8 protein-coding genes, 1 tRNA gene and 1 pseudogene are annotated in these 13906 nt (G+C 67.4%); 7 read left to right on the forward strand and 3 right to left on the reverse strand.

Annotation, left to right across the window (positions count from 1 at the left end; all coding sequences use genetic code 11):
• The first annotated feature begins 19 nt into the window (after positions 1-19).
• The 4 genes from NC4_RS17375 (at position 20) to NC4_RS17390 (ending at position 6936) form a co-directional block, all read left to right on the forward strand.
• Positions 20-505, forward strand: a complete 486-nt coding sequence (locus tag NC4_RS17375; protein WP_084529345.1) for an Lrp/AsnC family transcriptional regulator — start codon at positions 20-22, stop codon at positions 503-505.
• A 195-nt stretch (positions 506-700) separates the two neighbouring features.
• Positions 701-4180 (forward strand): indolepyruvate ferredoxin oxidoreductase family protein, encoded by a 3480-nt coding sequence (locus NC4_RS17380; protein ID WP_067539204.1) that lies wholly within the window; start codon positions 701-703, stop codon positions 4178-4180.
• 154 nt (positions 4181-4334) lie between these two features.
• Positions 4335-5405, forward strand: a complete 1071-nt coding sequence (locus NC4_RS17385) for a Glu/Leu/Phe/Val dehydrogenase dimerization domain-containing protein (protein ID WP_067539206.1) — start codon at positions 4335-4337, stop codon at positions 5403-5405.
• Positions 5406-5439: 34 nt separating this feature from the next.
• Complete coding sequence (locus NC4_RS17390; protein ID WP_067539209.1) at positions 5440-6936, forward strand: APC family permease; 1497 nt, start codon at positions 5440-5442, stop codon at positions 6934-6936.
• A 79-nt stretch (positions 6937-7015) separates the two neighbouring features.
• Here the strand turns inward: NC4_RS17390 and NC4_RS17395 are convergent, their stop codons facing one another.
• Entirely contained in the window at positions 7016-8368 is a 1353-nt protein-coding gene (locus NC4_RS17395) for an NAD(P)/FAD-dependent oxidoreductase (protein WP_067539212.1), read from the reverse strand.
• Between the two features lie 285 nt (positions 8369-8653).
• Here NC4_RS17395 and NC4_RS17400 point away from each other — a divergent pair, with 285 nt between their 5' ends.
• Both NC4_RS17400 and NC4_RS17405 read left to right on the forward strand, forming a co-directional pair.
• Positions 8654-9391: a DUF8020 domain-containing protein gene (locus NC4_RS17400; RefSeq protein WP_067539215.1), complete on the forward strand. Its 738-nt coding sequence runs from the start codon at positions 8654-8656 to the stop codon at positions 9389-9391.
• A gap of 57 nt (positions 9392-9448) precedes the next feature.
• The gene (locus tag NC4_RS17405; RefSeq protein WP_084529277.1) at positions 9449-10096 is read left to right on the forward strand and encodes a cyclase family protein; all 648 of its coding nucleotides are present in this window, start codon (positions 9449-9451) and stop codon (positions 10094-10096) included.
• A 600-nt stretch (positions 10097-10696) separates the two neighbouring features.
• On the opposite strand, the pseudogene NC4_RS17415 reads toward NC4_RS17405, so the two are convergent.
• Positions 10697-11896 (reverse strand): annotated as a pseudogene (locus tag NC4_RS17415) (L,D-transpeptidase); the annotation flags it as partial.
• 345 nt (positions 11897-12241) lie between these two features.
• On the opposite strand from NC4_RS17415, the gene NC4_RS17420 reads away from it, so the two are divergent.
• A tRNA-Lys gene (locus NC4_RS17420) sits at positions 12242-12317 on the forward strand.
• 63 nt (positions 12318-12380) lie between these two features.
• Here NC4_RS17420 and NC4_RS17425 read toward each other — a convergent pair.
• The gene (locus NC4_RS17425) at positions 12381-13883 is read right to left on the reverse strand and encodes a flavin-containing monooxygenase (RefSeq protein WP_439957517.1); all 1503 of its coding nucleotides are present in this window, start codon (positions 13881-13883) and stop codon (positions 12381-12383) included.
• Positions 13884-13906: the final 23 nt, after the last annotated feature.

Raw genomic sequence — 13906 nt, forward strand, 5'->3', positions numbered from 1 at the left:
TGTCATGCGAAAATGCGGTGTGGCCATCAAGATCGACAACCTGGATGCCGCGCTGCTGAAGGAACTGGCGGCCGATCCGCGCACGCCGATCCTGGAGTTGGCGGCGCGCTTGGGTATCGCCCGGAACACGGTGCAGGCGCGCATGAAGCGGCTGGAGTCGGCGAGGGTGGTGCGGGGCTATCCGCCGACGATCGATCTACAGGCCATCGGATTCGCGGTGCACGCGTTCCTCGGCGTGGAACTGGATCAGAACAAGATCGACGACATTGTCGACGCCCTGCGGGCGTTCCCCCATATACTCGAGGTGCACGCGACCACGGGCCGATCGGATCTGCTGGTGCGCATCGGGGCACAGACACAGCAGGATCTGCTCGGCATCATTCAGCGAGTGCACGCAATCCCGGGAGTGCGGCACACCGAGACCATGCTGGCCCTGGCGACGCCCATCGAATACCGCTCACTGCCGTTGGTCGAACATCTGACGAACAATCCGGATTCCGCCTGATGTGACCGGGGACACCCACCACCGAGCAGATTGACTCATTAGCGGTAGTGCTCCAGATCACTTTTGAGCAGTCTGATCAACTTTCCGGGCGGCTATTGACACAAAACACACATCCCGGCAGATTTCGCTGCACCGATTGCAAGTCCCTTCGTTTGCAGCTCACGATCTGGGCTGTGGAAAGTGTGGTGACTGTCCATGACCAGCGTTGCCTGCCCGTCATCCCGCCCGCAGGCCGAGACAACCGCACCGTACGACCTCGCCGACCGCTATCGCTCCGGCGCGGGTCCGGTTCTGCTCACGGGCGTACAGGCCATTGCCCGATTGCTGGTCGAACAGCACGTCAGAGATATTCGCGCCGGTCGCCGGGTGGCGACCTTCGTCTCCGGTTATCAGGGCAGCCCCCTCGGCGGCGTCGACAAGATGCTGCTCGGCATGCCGAATGTGCTGTCCGAGCACGACATCACCTTCGTACCCGGACTCAATGAGGAACTCGCCGCCACCTCGGTATGGGGCAGCCAGGCCGACCTTCCGGCCGGGCGCGCGACCCACGACGGCGTGGTGGGCGTGTGGTATGGCAAGGGCCCCGGCGTGGACCGCGCCACCGATGCGCTGCGGCACGCCAATATGTACGGCGTCAATCCGCGCGGCGGCGTCCTGCTGCTGGTCGGCGACGATCCGGCCTCCAAATCCTCGACCGTGCCCGCGGTGAGCGAGCGGTCCCTGGCGGCCATGGGCATTCCGGTGCTGTTCCCGCGCAATGCCGAAGAGATCATCACCATGGGCATGGCCGGGGTGGCGCTGTCGCGGGCCTCGGGCTGCGTGGTGGCCATGAAGATCGTCGCCGATGTCGCCGACGGCGCCTGGACGGTGGACGCCGCGGTCGCAGACCTGCCGCTCACTGTGCCCGAAGTGCAGTGGGAGGGCAAGCCTTTCGCCTACCGGCAGCGGCCCATGGCCGCGCCGACCGACAGCGTGCTGGCCGAGGCGGATCTGTACGGCCCACGCTGGGAGATGGTCCGGTCCTTCGGCGCGGCGAACGATCTCGATGTGATCGAGGTGAATCCCGCCGATGCCACGATCGGCATCGCGGCCACCGGCACCACCTTCGATTCCGTCCGCCAGGCGCTGCTCGATCTCGGTGTCGACGATGCGGCCCTGCACCGCGCGAGCATCCGGCTGCTGCGCATCGGCATGCCGTATCCCGTTGGGGCGCAAAAGGTCACCGAGTTCGCCCGGGGCCTGGAGCAGATCGTCGTGGTGGAGGACAAGACCGCCTTCATCGAGACCCAGATCCGCGAGATCCTCTACGGCACCGAGCACACCCCGCGCATCCTCGGCAAGCACGACGAGCGCGGCGCACTGCTCATGCCCTTCGACGGCGAACTCACCCCCGGCCGCCTGCTCGGCCCGCTGCGCCGCGTGCTGCGCGACCGCGTCGAGCTGAAAAAGGCCGCGCCGCCGCCGCTTTCGCTGGAGGTGCTGTCCACCAAGCGCACCGCGTACTTCTGTAGCGGCTGCCCGCACAACCGCTCCACCGCGCTGCCCGAGGGTTCCATCGGCGGCGGCGGCATCGGCTGCCACACCCTGGTCACCATGTCCGGGCGCGCCGACAGCGCGGTCACCGGGCTGACCCAGATGGGCGGCGAGGGCAGCCAGTGGATCGGCCAAGCCCCGTTCACCGATGTGCCGCACCTGTTCCAGAACATCGGCGACGGCACCTTCTTCCACTCCGGACAGCTGGCCGTGCAGGCCTGCGTGGCCGCCGGGGTGAACATCACCTTCAAACTGCTCTACAACGAGGTCGTCGCCATGACCGGCGCACAGGACGCCGTGGGCATCCTGTCGGTCGAGCAGATCACCCGGAAGCTCGCCATCGAGGGCGTGAAGCAGATCATCGTCTGCGCCGACGAACCCCAGTGGCACAATAAGAAAGCCCTGGCCAAGGGCACGCTGCTGTGGCATCGCGACCGGCTCGACGAGGCGCAGCGGCTGCTGCGCGAGATTCCGGGCACGACCGTGCTCATCTACGACCAGCACTGCGCGGCCGACGCGCGCCGCCAGCGCAAGCGGGGCACCCTGCCCACCCGCAATACCCAGGTGATCATCAACGAGGCCGTGTGCGAGGGCTGCGGCGACTGCGGCGTGAAGTCGAACTGTCTGTCGGTGCAACCGGTCGAGACCGAATTCGGGCGCAAGACCCGCATCGATCAGACCTCCTGCAATACCGATTACAGCTGCCTCGACGGCGACTGCCCGTCCTTCGTGACGGTCGAGCTGACGCCGGACAAGAAGGGCCGCAAGGGATCCAAGCGCAAGACCGCGGAGCCGCCCACGGTGTCCGATCCGGGGCTGGGCGCACCGCAGGGCACGCAGAACGTGCTCATCGCCGGAATCGGCGGCACCGGCATCGTCACCGTCAACCAGGTGCTGGCCACCGCCGCGCTGCGGGCCGGATACGAGGTGGAGAGCCTCGATCAGATCGGCCTGAGCCAGAAGGCCGGTCCGGTCGTATCCCACCTGCGGTTCTCGGCGACCGAACTGGAGCCGTCCAACCGGCTCACGCCGGGCAATGCCGACTGCGTGGTGGCCATCGATCTGCTCACCGCCACCGATCCCAAGAACCTGCAGTACGGCAATGCCGCGAGCACCATCGCCATCGCCTCGACCAGCCAGACGCCGACCGGCGATATGGTCTACGACAAGAACGTCGCCTACCCGCCGACGCAGACGCTGCTGGATCGTCTTGGCACGGCGTCGAATTCGCTGCATCACTTCGATGCGCTCGCGGCGGCCGAGAAGCTGTTCGGCAATACCGCGGCCGCCAACTTCCTGATGGTCGGCGCGGCCTTCCAGTCCGGCGGCCTGCGCCTGCCCGCGGCGGCCATCGAGGAGGCCGTGAGCATCAACGGTGTCGCCGTGGCCGCCAATATCGCGGCCTTCCGCTGGGGCCGGGTCGCCATCGCCGATCCCGCCGCCTTCGCCGCGGCCGTCGGATCCGTTCGGGCGCAGTGGGTTCGGGCCGAGGTGCCCGCCGAACTGCTGGCCGGGACCACCTTCGACGGTGAGGTCCGGCGACTGGTGGAGCTGCGCGCCGCCGAACTGATCGACTTCCAGAGCGCGAAGGTCGCCCGGCGCTACATCGATACGGTGCAGCTCGTCTGGTCCGCCGAGAGGACTGTTACCGAGCGCACCGATTTCAGCGCGGCCGTGGCGCGCGGACTGCACAAGTTCACCGCCTACAAGGACGAGTACGAGGTCGCCCGCCTGCTGGTGGATCCGGCCTTCCTCGACCAGGTGCGCGAGCAGGTGCCCGGCGGCGAGAACCTCACCTACAAGCTGCATCCGCCGATCCTGCGCGCCATGGGCCGCAAGAAGAAGATCGGTCTCGGGCCGAAATCGCATGTGGCGCTGAAGCTGCTCGCCAAGGGCAAGAAACTGCGCGGCACCCCCCTGGACCCGTTCGGCTACGCGCAGGTGCGAAAGGTGGAGCGGGAGTTGCTGTCCCACTACACCGAGATGGTCCGGCACTTGGCGGTCGCGCTGAGCACCGGCAACTACGACACCGCCGTCCAGGCGGCCGGACTGCCCGATGTGGTGCGCGGCTACGAGGACGTCAAGCTCGGCAATGTCGAGCAGTACTGGGCCGGTCTGCGCGCGCTCGGCATCGAGCACTGACCCAGCCCCCAACACCCTCGTCGTTCCGGCCACATCCACGCCGGAACGACGAGGGGCGGCCGCCGACAGCGGCGACCAGCACCGCCACACCCCGGCGGTAACCGAAACACCGCCACACCCGGCGGTATCAAGAGAGGAATCGATCGTGACCGCAATGCACACCGAGACAGGGGTTTTCGGCCGCTCGCACGAGCTGAGCCGCCGCAGCCACGAACAGGTCGTGTTCTGCGAAGACGACAAGACCGGCCTCAAGGCCATTATCGCGATCCATTCGACCACGCTGGGCCCCGCGCTCGGCGGCACCCGCTTCTACCCCTACGCCACCGAGGGCGCGGCCCTCGAGGACGTGCTGCGCCTGTCCTGGGGCATGACCTACAAGGCCGCCGCCTCCGGCGTGGACCTGGGCGGCGGCAAGGCCGTCATCATCGGCGATCCGGCCGTGGCCAAGACCGAGGCGCTGCTGGCGTCCTACGCGCGCTTCGTGGAAACCCTCGGCGGGCGCTACATCACCGCCGGTGACGTGGGCACCAATACCGACGATCTCGACCTCATCGGACAGCACACCGGGTACGTGACCGGCCGCAGCAAGGCCGCGGGCGGCTCCGGCGACAGCGCCCGGCTGACCGCGCTCGGCGTCTTCCACTCCATGCGCGCGGGCGCCGAATCCGTCTGGGGCACACCGTCGCTGGCGGGTCGGACGGTCGGCGTCGAGGGCGTCGGCAAGGTGGGCCGCGAACTCACCGCCATGCTGCTCGCCGACGGCGCGGAGGTGTGCATCACCGATGTGAACGAGGCTGCCATGCAGCGGGTCTCGCAGGAGCACCCGTCGGTGCGGCTGCTCAGCCACGTCGCCACCGCACCGGTCGACGTGTACGCGCCGTGCGCGCTGGGCGCCACGCTCACCATGTCCAGCGCCGACGCCATCGCGGCCAAGCTGGTCTGCGGCGCGGCCAACAACCAGCTCGCGCATCCGGAGGTCGAGCAGGCGCTGCGCGGCCGGGGCATCACCTGGGTGCCGGACTTCGTCGCCAATGCGGGCGGCCTCATTCAGGTGGCGGGTGAACTGCGGCAGGCCGAACCGGCCGCCGTGGAAGCCGATGTCACCAGCATCTTCGATCGCGTCCGCGACATCATCGCGGCCGCGCAGCACGAAGGAATCGGAACGGGCGAGGCGGCGAACCGGTTCGCCGAGCGGCGTCTCGACGCCATCCCGCGGTCGATCTGACCGCAGCACCGGAGTTTCAAGGAGGAAACCAAGAGTGGCGATCACGAGCGGATTGTTCCGCACCAAATCAGTCGAACAGTCGATCCGGGATACCGATGAACCGGATTCCAAGCTACGCAAGGATCTAACCGCACGGGATCTGACGATCTTCGGCGTCGCGGTGGTCATCGGCGCGGGCATCTTCACCCTCACCGCACGGACCGCGGGCACGGTGGCCGGACCGTCGGTCTCGCTCGCCTTCGTCTTTGCGGCGATCGCGTGCGGGTTGACCGCGCTGTGCTACGCCGAATTCGCCTCGACCGTGCCGGTGGCTGGCAGCGCGTACACCTTCGCGTACGCCACCTTCGGCGAGATCATCGCGTGGATCATCGGCTGGGACCTGATCCTCGAGTTCGCCCTCGCGGTTTCCGTGGTGGCCAAGGGCTGGTCGCAATACCTCGGCGAAGTGCTCGGCTCGCAGCCGCCGGTGCTGCAACTGGGGTCGATCACCTTCGACTGGGGCGCGGTGCTCATCATCGCCGTCGTCGGCGTGCTGCTGGCCACCGGCACCAAGCTGTCCTCGCGGGTGTCGGCCGTCGCGGTCGCCATCAAACTGGGGGTGATCGCCCTGGTGCTGGTCGTCGGCGCCACCTACTTCAAGCCGTCCAACCTGACGCCCTACATTCCCCCGGCGCAGCCGACCGAGCACGCCGACGGTCTGCGGCAGTCGCTGTTCTCCTTCCTGACCGGCTCCGGCGGCACCAGCTACGGCTGGTACGGCCTGCTCGCGGCCGCCTCCCTGGTGTTCTTCGCCTTCGTCGGCTTCGACGTGGTCGCCACCGCCGCCGAGGAGACCCGCAACCCGCAGCGCGATGTGCCGCGCGGCATCTTCGGCGCGCTGGCCATTGTGACCGTGCTCTACGTGGGCGTGTCCATCGTGCTCACCGGCATGGTGCCCTACACCGAGCTGGCCAATGGAAATGCCACCCTGGCAACCGCTTTCGCACTGCACGGCGCGACCTGGGTGAAGTCCATCATCTCCATCGGCGCCATCGCGGGCCTGTCGACGGTCGTCATGGTGATGTACATGGGTCAGACGCGCGTGCTGTTCGCCATGGCGCGCGACGGGCTGCTGCCCCGCGGACTCGCCCACACCGAATCCAAGGGCACGCCGGTGCGATTGACCGTCCTGGTGGGCGTCATCTGCGCGCTGCTGGCCGGGTTCGTCGACTTCGGCACTCTCGAAGAGATGGTGAACATCGGCACCCTCGCGGCCTTCGTGCTGGTGGCCATCGGCGTGCCGATCCTGCGCCGCACCCGCCCGGATCTGAAGCGCGGCTTCCGTGTTCCGCTGGTCCCGCTGGTCCCGATCCTGGCGGCGCTGGCCTGCCTGTGGCTCATGCTCAACCTGTCCATCGAGACCTGGCTGCGCTTCGTCATCTGGATGGCGCTGGGCACGGTGCTCTACTTCGCCTACGGCCGTAAGCATTCGCTGCTGGGCAAGCAGCGACAACCACAGCCCGACGATCGCACACCCCCCTCGGTGCGCTAGCGGGATCCCGGCGGCCGAGTGTCTGCCGGGACACCGGCCGCCCGGCGAGCCCCGGTCCTCCACCCGGACCGGGGCTTCGTCATATTCGGGAATTCAGTACGGCGGCAACCTGATCGGGGCTCAGATAGGCGGCGGAGCGTTCGAAATCGCCGATGGTGTGCGGGGCGTCGTCACCGAAGCCGAGGCGAATGAAGTCGTCGCCGGTGAGGGCGTGCAAGGCCCAGTTGAAACCGATACGGGCACGGGCGGCGAAGGTGCGGGTGGCCATCAGGTGATAGCCGCGGGTCACGAATTGCGCCGGGGCGCCACATAACCCGATGCCGAGCGGGAGGGCCAGGGCATCCCAGCCGCCCAGGTCCACAACCATGCCCAGATCCTTGTGGCGATACTCGGCGCGGGGCTTACCGCGCAGTGTCGCAACCAGATTCGCACCCATGCGGCGGCCCTGGCGCATGGCGTGCTGCGCGGTCGGCGCGCAGAACGCGCCCGGCGCGGTCACATCCGGGACGGCGGCGACATCACCGCAGGCCCAGACATTCGCCAGACTGGGCACGCACAGGTTCGTATCGGCGACAATGCGGCCGCGCACCGTCTCCGCGCCGAGATGATCGGCGAGCGGGCTGGGCGTCACGCCCGCTGTCCACACCACGGTGCGCGTCGGAATGACCTGTCCCGTGGTCAATGTCAGCGTGCGCTCGCCGACCTCGGTGGCCGACGCACCGGCAATGAACTCGATACCGCGTTTGGCCATCAGCTTTTTCGCGCTCTCCCCCAAGCGCTCGCCCAGTTCCGGCATGACGCGCCCGCTGTGGTTGACCAGACAGCAGCGCACCAGGTCCGGATTCAGGCGCGGAAAGTACTCGCGGGCGGCGGCCTGGGTGAGCCGCGCGAGCACGGCCATGGTCTCGGTGCCCGCGTATCCCGCGCCGACGGTCACGAAGCTAAGGCGCTCGCGCTGCTCGTCCGGATCATCGGTGACGGCGGCCATATCCAGCTGCCGCAGCACGTGATCGCGCAGATAAGCGGCCTCGGCCAGCGTCTTCATCCCGAAACCGTGTTCGGGCAGGCCCGGAATATCGAGGATGCGGGTGACACTGCCGGACGCCAGCACGAGATGGTCGTAGTCCAGCGCGTATTCGCTACCCGAGGGCCGCCGCACCACGCACTGCCGCCGCGCCGCGTCCGCCCCCACCACCATGCCGGGAATCAATTCGGTGCGCTTCAGCACCCGCCGCAGCGACACCACCACCGATTGGGAGGGCAGCACCCCGCCCGCAACCTGCGGCAGCAGGGGCAGGTACAGCTGAGCGGCCCCGTACGCCCCGACCAGGCGCACCTCCGCCTCGCCCGGCCGCAACCGGCGCTCCAGATATCGGGCGCACTCCACTCCGGCGAAACCGCCACCCACGATCACGATTCGTGCGGTACTCACCAGGACGACGCTAGTTCACCGAGGGCCTCCGCCATAATCAACGCACCGTTCGCCGCCAAGTAGCCACTCACCGGCCCACCCACCCGATCGGGGTCAAGGGGCGGAGCCCCTTGTGGGGGTGCGGGGGCTAGCCCCTGTGGGGGTGTGGGGGTGTCCCCCACAAATCCAACACGGATCAGGCACGGTTCGGATACCGGGCCGTTCGGGCAGCGACGTGCGAGCTAACGTCAGCAGATAGCTCCTGAACGTGAATCCCGTCGCTAGCTTCGGCCGAAGGGGAATTCCATGATGAAGTTCGGGAAGGCCGCTCTGCTCGCAGCTGTCGTGTGTTCCGCCCTCGGTGTCGTCGCCGTTCCCGCCATCGCGGAACCCGAGGAGGTCACCGTCACCGCCAGCCTGGCCGGGCGCACCGGCAAGGTGGTCATCGCACACGGCAACGTGGAGCTACAGGACGGCAATGTGGTCGTCCGGGATGCGGCGGGCAAGATCGTGCGAATTCTGGCGGGGTTCTACAAAATCGACGACCTGCGATTTTCCATCGAGGCCGATGTGCAGGGCAATACGGTGGTGCTGACGCCCAATGCGGATGCCACCCAGGCGGCGTTCGAGGCGCCCTCGGCCACCCAGCCGGGGACCGAGCAGGCCGAGCGCGCCCGGGTGGCCAAGACGGTCGCCGACGGCGGGGCCATCGGGGCGATCGCGGGCGGAATTCCCGGCGCCGCAACCGGATGTTTCCTGGCCGCCGGGCCGGGTGCGATCGCGGGCGGGGTGCTCGGATTCATTGCCGGGGGTATCACGGCGGCGCTGCTCTCCCCCGTGCTGCTGCACGATGTTCCGGCGATAGATCCGGTGCTGACAACGACTGTGGAGACCATGGGCGTCGAGAGCGGGGCGCTGAGCGGAACGATTTCCGGATGCGTGCTGGCGGGCGCGATCATCGGCGCGACCACCGCCGTGGCGGGGGCGCTGGCGGGTGCGGCCGTGGGGGCGGTGGTGGCGGCCTTCACCACCAAGCAGCCGTAACCGAAACCCGATCGCGCACCACTTGCGGCGGGTGCCCGGGTTCGCGAGGCTGACATCGTGCGCATCATCGACCTGTCGGTTCCCTTGGTAACGGGCATGCCCGTGTATCCGGGCGATCCGGAGGTGACCATCGCCCCGGCGCTGACGGTCACCGCGGACGGGGTCAATGTGCTGCATCTGAGCATGGGATCGCAGACGGGAACGCATGTGGACGCGCCCGTGCATATCGACGACTCGCTGCCGACGCTGGACGAGCTGCCGCTGGATCGGTTCCTCGGACCCGCGGTGGTGGTGGATGCGCGGGGGTTGGCACCGCGCAGCGCGATCGGAGTCGAGTTCTTCGAGGGGCGGGTCGCGGCCGGGCAGGTGGTGCTCATTGCCACCGGCTGGTCGGCGTATTGGGGGCGCTACGACTATCAGGGGCATCCCGCGCCGACCCCGGAGGCGGCCGCCTATCTGGTGGACGCGGGGGTGCGGACGGTCGGGATCGACGCCCTGAGCGTGGATCCGACACCGGCGCTGGATATTCCGGTGCATCGGATTCTGTGCGGGGCGCATGCGGTGATCGCGGAGAATCTCACCAATCTGGATCAGGTGCTGGCGGCGCAGAAGCTCGGGCATCGGATCGAGGTGTCGCTGCTGCCCATCCGGCTCGCCGGGGCGGATGGGGCGCCGGTGCGCGCCATTGCGCGAATCCACGCCTGACGTGCGGATTGCCGCGCCGGGGCGGGACTGGATCATCATCGTTTCGGATTTTGCGCCGCAGCGCACCCGATCTTCGTAGACTCAGGACGACACCGGGGGGAGTCGGGGCCCCCAAGACAGAGCTCGACCAGAGAGACCTCACGTGAACCGTTGTGCCGTAACCACATTCCTAGCGACGGCCGCCATTCTCGGCGCGGCCCCCGCCGCCTCCGCCGATATCGTGCTGACCGAGCCCGCCACCACGGTGTCCGACGATCCGCTGGAGTCCTCGGTCACCGGATCGGCCTCCGAGTCGGCGCAGACCGGGTCCAAGGGCGGGCTCATGACCACCGGATCCACCGGGACCGGATCGTTCGGGCTGCCCAACCTGGACAAGATCCTCTTCGGCGACGGGCCGCTGTGCGCGGTCTTCGGCAGCGCCATCGCCATCCTGGGCGATTCGAGCATGGGCTGCGGGCCGATGGGCGTCGGGACGAAGTAGTCGGACAGCTCGAGCAACAGATCGGGGCGCCAGCACTGCTGGCGCCCCGATTCAGGTTCGGCTGGTCCTATCGGTTGTCGTCCGCGTTCCCGGCCTTCCACTCCCCCCCCCCCCCCCCCGGGGATGTTCCAGTCGCCCAGACCGTCCACGCCGGACAGCGTGCCGCCGACCGTGTTCTTGATGATGGTGATGTCGCCGCGCTTGGCGTTCTCGAACACCCAGCGCGCGTCCGACGGGCTCAGGTTCAGGCAGCCGTGGCTGGTGTTGTACGAACCCTGCGCGCCCAGCGACCACGGTGCGGAGTGGAAGAAGATGCCGGAGTACGAGATTCGCGTCGCATAGTCAACCGGGGTCTTGTAGCCGTCCGGTGAGTTCACCGCCACACCGTAGGTGGAGGAGTCCATGATGATCTTCTCGTGCCGGTCGGCCACGATGTAGATGCCATTGTCGGTGGGGGTGCTGGACTTGCCCATCGAGGTCGGCATGGCCTTGATCACCTGGCCGTTCTTCTCCACCGTCACCATGTGGGTGTTGTCGTCGGCGGTGAAGACCACGGCGTCGCCGACGGTGAAGGTGGATGTGATATTGCTGTCACCCACCAGGCCGTTGCCCAGGTCCTTGCCGTAAACGTTCACGGCCACATCGACCTTGGTGCCCGGGGCCCAGAAATGCTCCGGCCGCCAACGCAGTTCGCGATTGTTCACCCAGTAGAAGGCGCCGGTCACGGCCGGTGTGGTGGTGACCTTGATCGCATCCTGGGTGGCCTTGCGGTCCGGGATGTTCTCGTCGAACTGGATGGCGATGGGCTGGCCGATGCCGACGACCTCGTTCTCACCCGGGAGCAGGTACGGGTGGGTCTGATTGTTCGGCGAGATTGTGGTGAAGCTCATGCTGGTGCTGGTCGCGCCGCCGAGCCCGATGGCCTCCACCGCCAGCTTGTAGGTGCGCCCGAAACCCAACGCCTCGGCCAACTTCCAGGATCGGCCGTCCGCGGCGAGCTCACCCGCCACCGCCCGGCCCTCCGGATTGGTGAGCGCCACATTGGTGATCTTGCCGTCCTCGACCTTCAACTCCAGCGGATCACCGGGCGATACGCCCTTCTCGCCATCCTTGACCGGCGAGACCAGCTTCGGCTTCATGAGCTCGCTGATCGGATTGGAATCGATTGCGACCGTGGAGGAATCCCCCGAACCCGAGGAACACCCCACCAATGCCAACGCCAAAACCGACGCCACAGCCGTAACGACCAGCCACTTCCTGGAAGGTCCCCGATTAGTATGCCGTCGCCTCGAACGGTCGCGGCCCTGACCAGCGCTCATAGCAACCCCACTTCACGTCTCTCGGTGCGCAGTCGGCCCCGGGACTTCGACCCCGACCACGCCTGCTCGACCCACCACGCCCGCGGGGATCGGTCGAGACCACGCCCGTGCCATTCTGCCAGGCAACCCAGCCCCGACCAACGACATTGCGCTCGCCCCCACAGGGCTCGCCCCCTACATCCGTTCCGCCCCCCACTCCGTTAACACCCATCACCAACTTCCCCCCACCACTCAAAAACCCCCTCCAACCTGGCGATTTCACATTCCCCACCCCAGCCTGTTAATGTTCTTTCCGCACCGCAGAGCGGCCAAGCCCCCGGGCCAAGGCCAATCCGCAGGTCGCACGCGCCATTAGCTCAATTGGCAGAGCAGCTGACTCTTAATCAGCGGGTTCGGGGTTCGAGTCCCTGATGGCGCACCACAATGAAGCCCTCGACCAAGTATTCCGGTCGGGGGCTTCATTCGTTGCGGGTCGTCGACCACGCTATCCGAGCCGATCACGACCGGTGACCTTCCGCACATCCTCGTCGTAGTCGGAGGGTTCGAAACGCCTGGTCTTCCAACGGAACAGGGCTGTGGGGGCGGGCCAGTTGTTGGTGATGCGGCCGGAGGTGTGGCGGTACCAGCTGGAGCAGAGGTTCCAGGGGGTGTCCTTCAGGCGGTTTTGCAGCCAGTCGTCCCAGGACTGCTCGGTGGTGGGGCGGGGGGATAGGAAATGGCCGGGGCGGGTGGTCAGGTACTGGATGGCCTGGCGGATGTAGCGGGCTTGGGATTCCAGCATGTAGAGGACCGAACCGGGGGCGACGTTGGTGTTCGGGCCGTACATGAGGAACAGGTTTGGGAAGGCGGGGATCGAGATGCCCAGGTGGGCGCGGGCGCCCTGGGGGGACCATTCGTCGGCGAGTTTGCGGCCGCGCAGGCCGTAGATGTTCATGGGGGCCAGGAACTCGGCGGCCTTGAAGCCCGTGCCGTAGATGATGACGTCTACGTCGTGGTGGACGCCGTCGGCGGTGCGGATGCCGGTTGGTGTGACGGCGTCGATGGGGGTGGTTTCCACGGTTGCGTTCGGCTGGGCTAGGGCGGGGAAGTAGTCGTTGGAGAAGAGGGCGCGTTTGCCGCCGGGGGCGTAGTCGGGGGTCAGCTTGGCACGCAGTTCGGCGTCCGGCACCTGCTTGGCACGATGGAAGTTCGCCAGGGCCACCACCGGACGCATGAGCGCCGGAACATCGTTCATTCCCAAGGCCAGTACCTCGAAGAAGGCCCAGAAGGCGAAACGCTCGGCCCAGCGGATGGGCGGCACGTACTTGAACAGGGTGTGATGCGCGATGGTGTAGCGGGCGTCGAATTTCGGGAGCACCCAACCGGCCGAACGCTGGAACAGGGTCAGGTGCTCGACCTGCGGCTGGATCGCTGGAATATATTGGACCGCACTGGCTCCCGTGCCGATGCAGGCCACTCGTTTGCCGCGCAGGTCGACGCTGTGATCCCAGCGCGCCGAATGGAAGGACGGTCCGGCGAAGGTGTCCAGGCCCGCGATGTCCGGCATTGCGGGGCGGGACAGCTGGCCCACCGCTGGGATGAGGACGTCGGCGGTGACGGTGCTGCCGTCGGCCGTGCGGATCTGCCAAGTACCCTGCCGCTCATCGAATTCCGCGTCGGTTACTTCGGAGCCGAAGCGGATCTTCGCCGGGAGGCCGTGCCGCTCGGCGACGGTGCGCATGTATTCGTGAATGTCGCGCTGATGCGAATACCGCCGCGGCCAATCGGATTTCGGATCGGACGACCACGAGTACAGCAGCGAAGGCACATCGCACCCGGCGCCGGGGTAGGTGTTCTCGCGCCAGACGCCGCCGAGATCACTCGCCTTCTCGAGAATGGTGAAGTTGTCGATCCCGGCGCGCTGTAGCTCCAGCGCCATGCCGAGCCCGCCGAACCCGGCTCCGATGATGACGATGGAGGGCTGGTGTGTCAGAGATTTCGTTTCCACGTTGAACATCACATTCGTTTCAG

The sequence above is a fragment of the Nocardia crassostreae genome (genome assembly GCF_001613405.1).
Classification (GTDB): Bacteria; Actinomycetota; Actinomycetes; order Mycobacteriales; family Mycobacteriaceae; genus Nocardia; species Nocardia crassostreae.

Coding starts and splice junctions, on each gene's coding strand:
- NC4_RS17400 (WP_067539215.1), top strand. CDS start 8,654: ATGATGAAGTTCGGGAAGGCCGCTCTGCTCGCAGCTGTCGTGTGTTCC.
- NC4_RS17385 (WP_067539206.1), top strand. CDS start 4,335: ATGCACACCGAGACAGGGGTTTTCGGCCGCTCGCACGAGCTGAGCCGC.
- NC4_RS17380 (WP_067539204.1), top strand. CDS start 701: ATGACCAGCGTTGCCTGCCCGTCATCCCGCCCGCAGGCCGAGACAACC.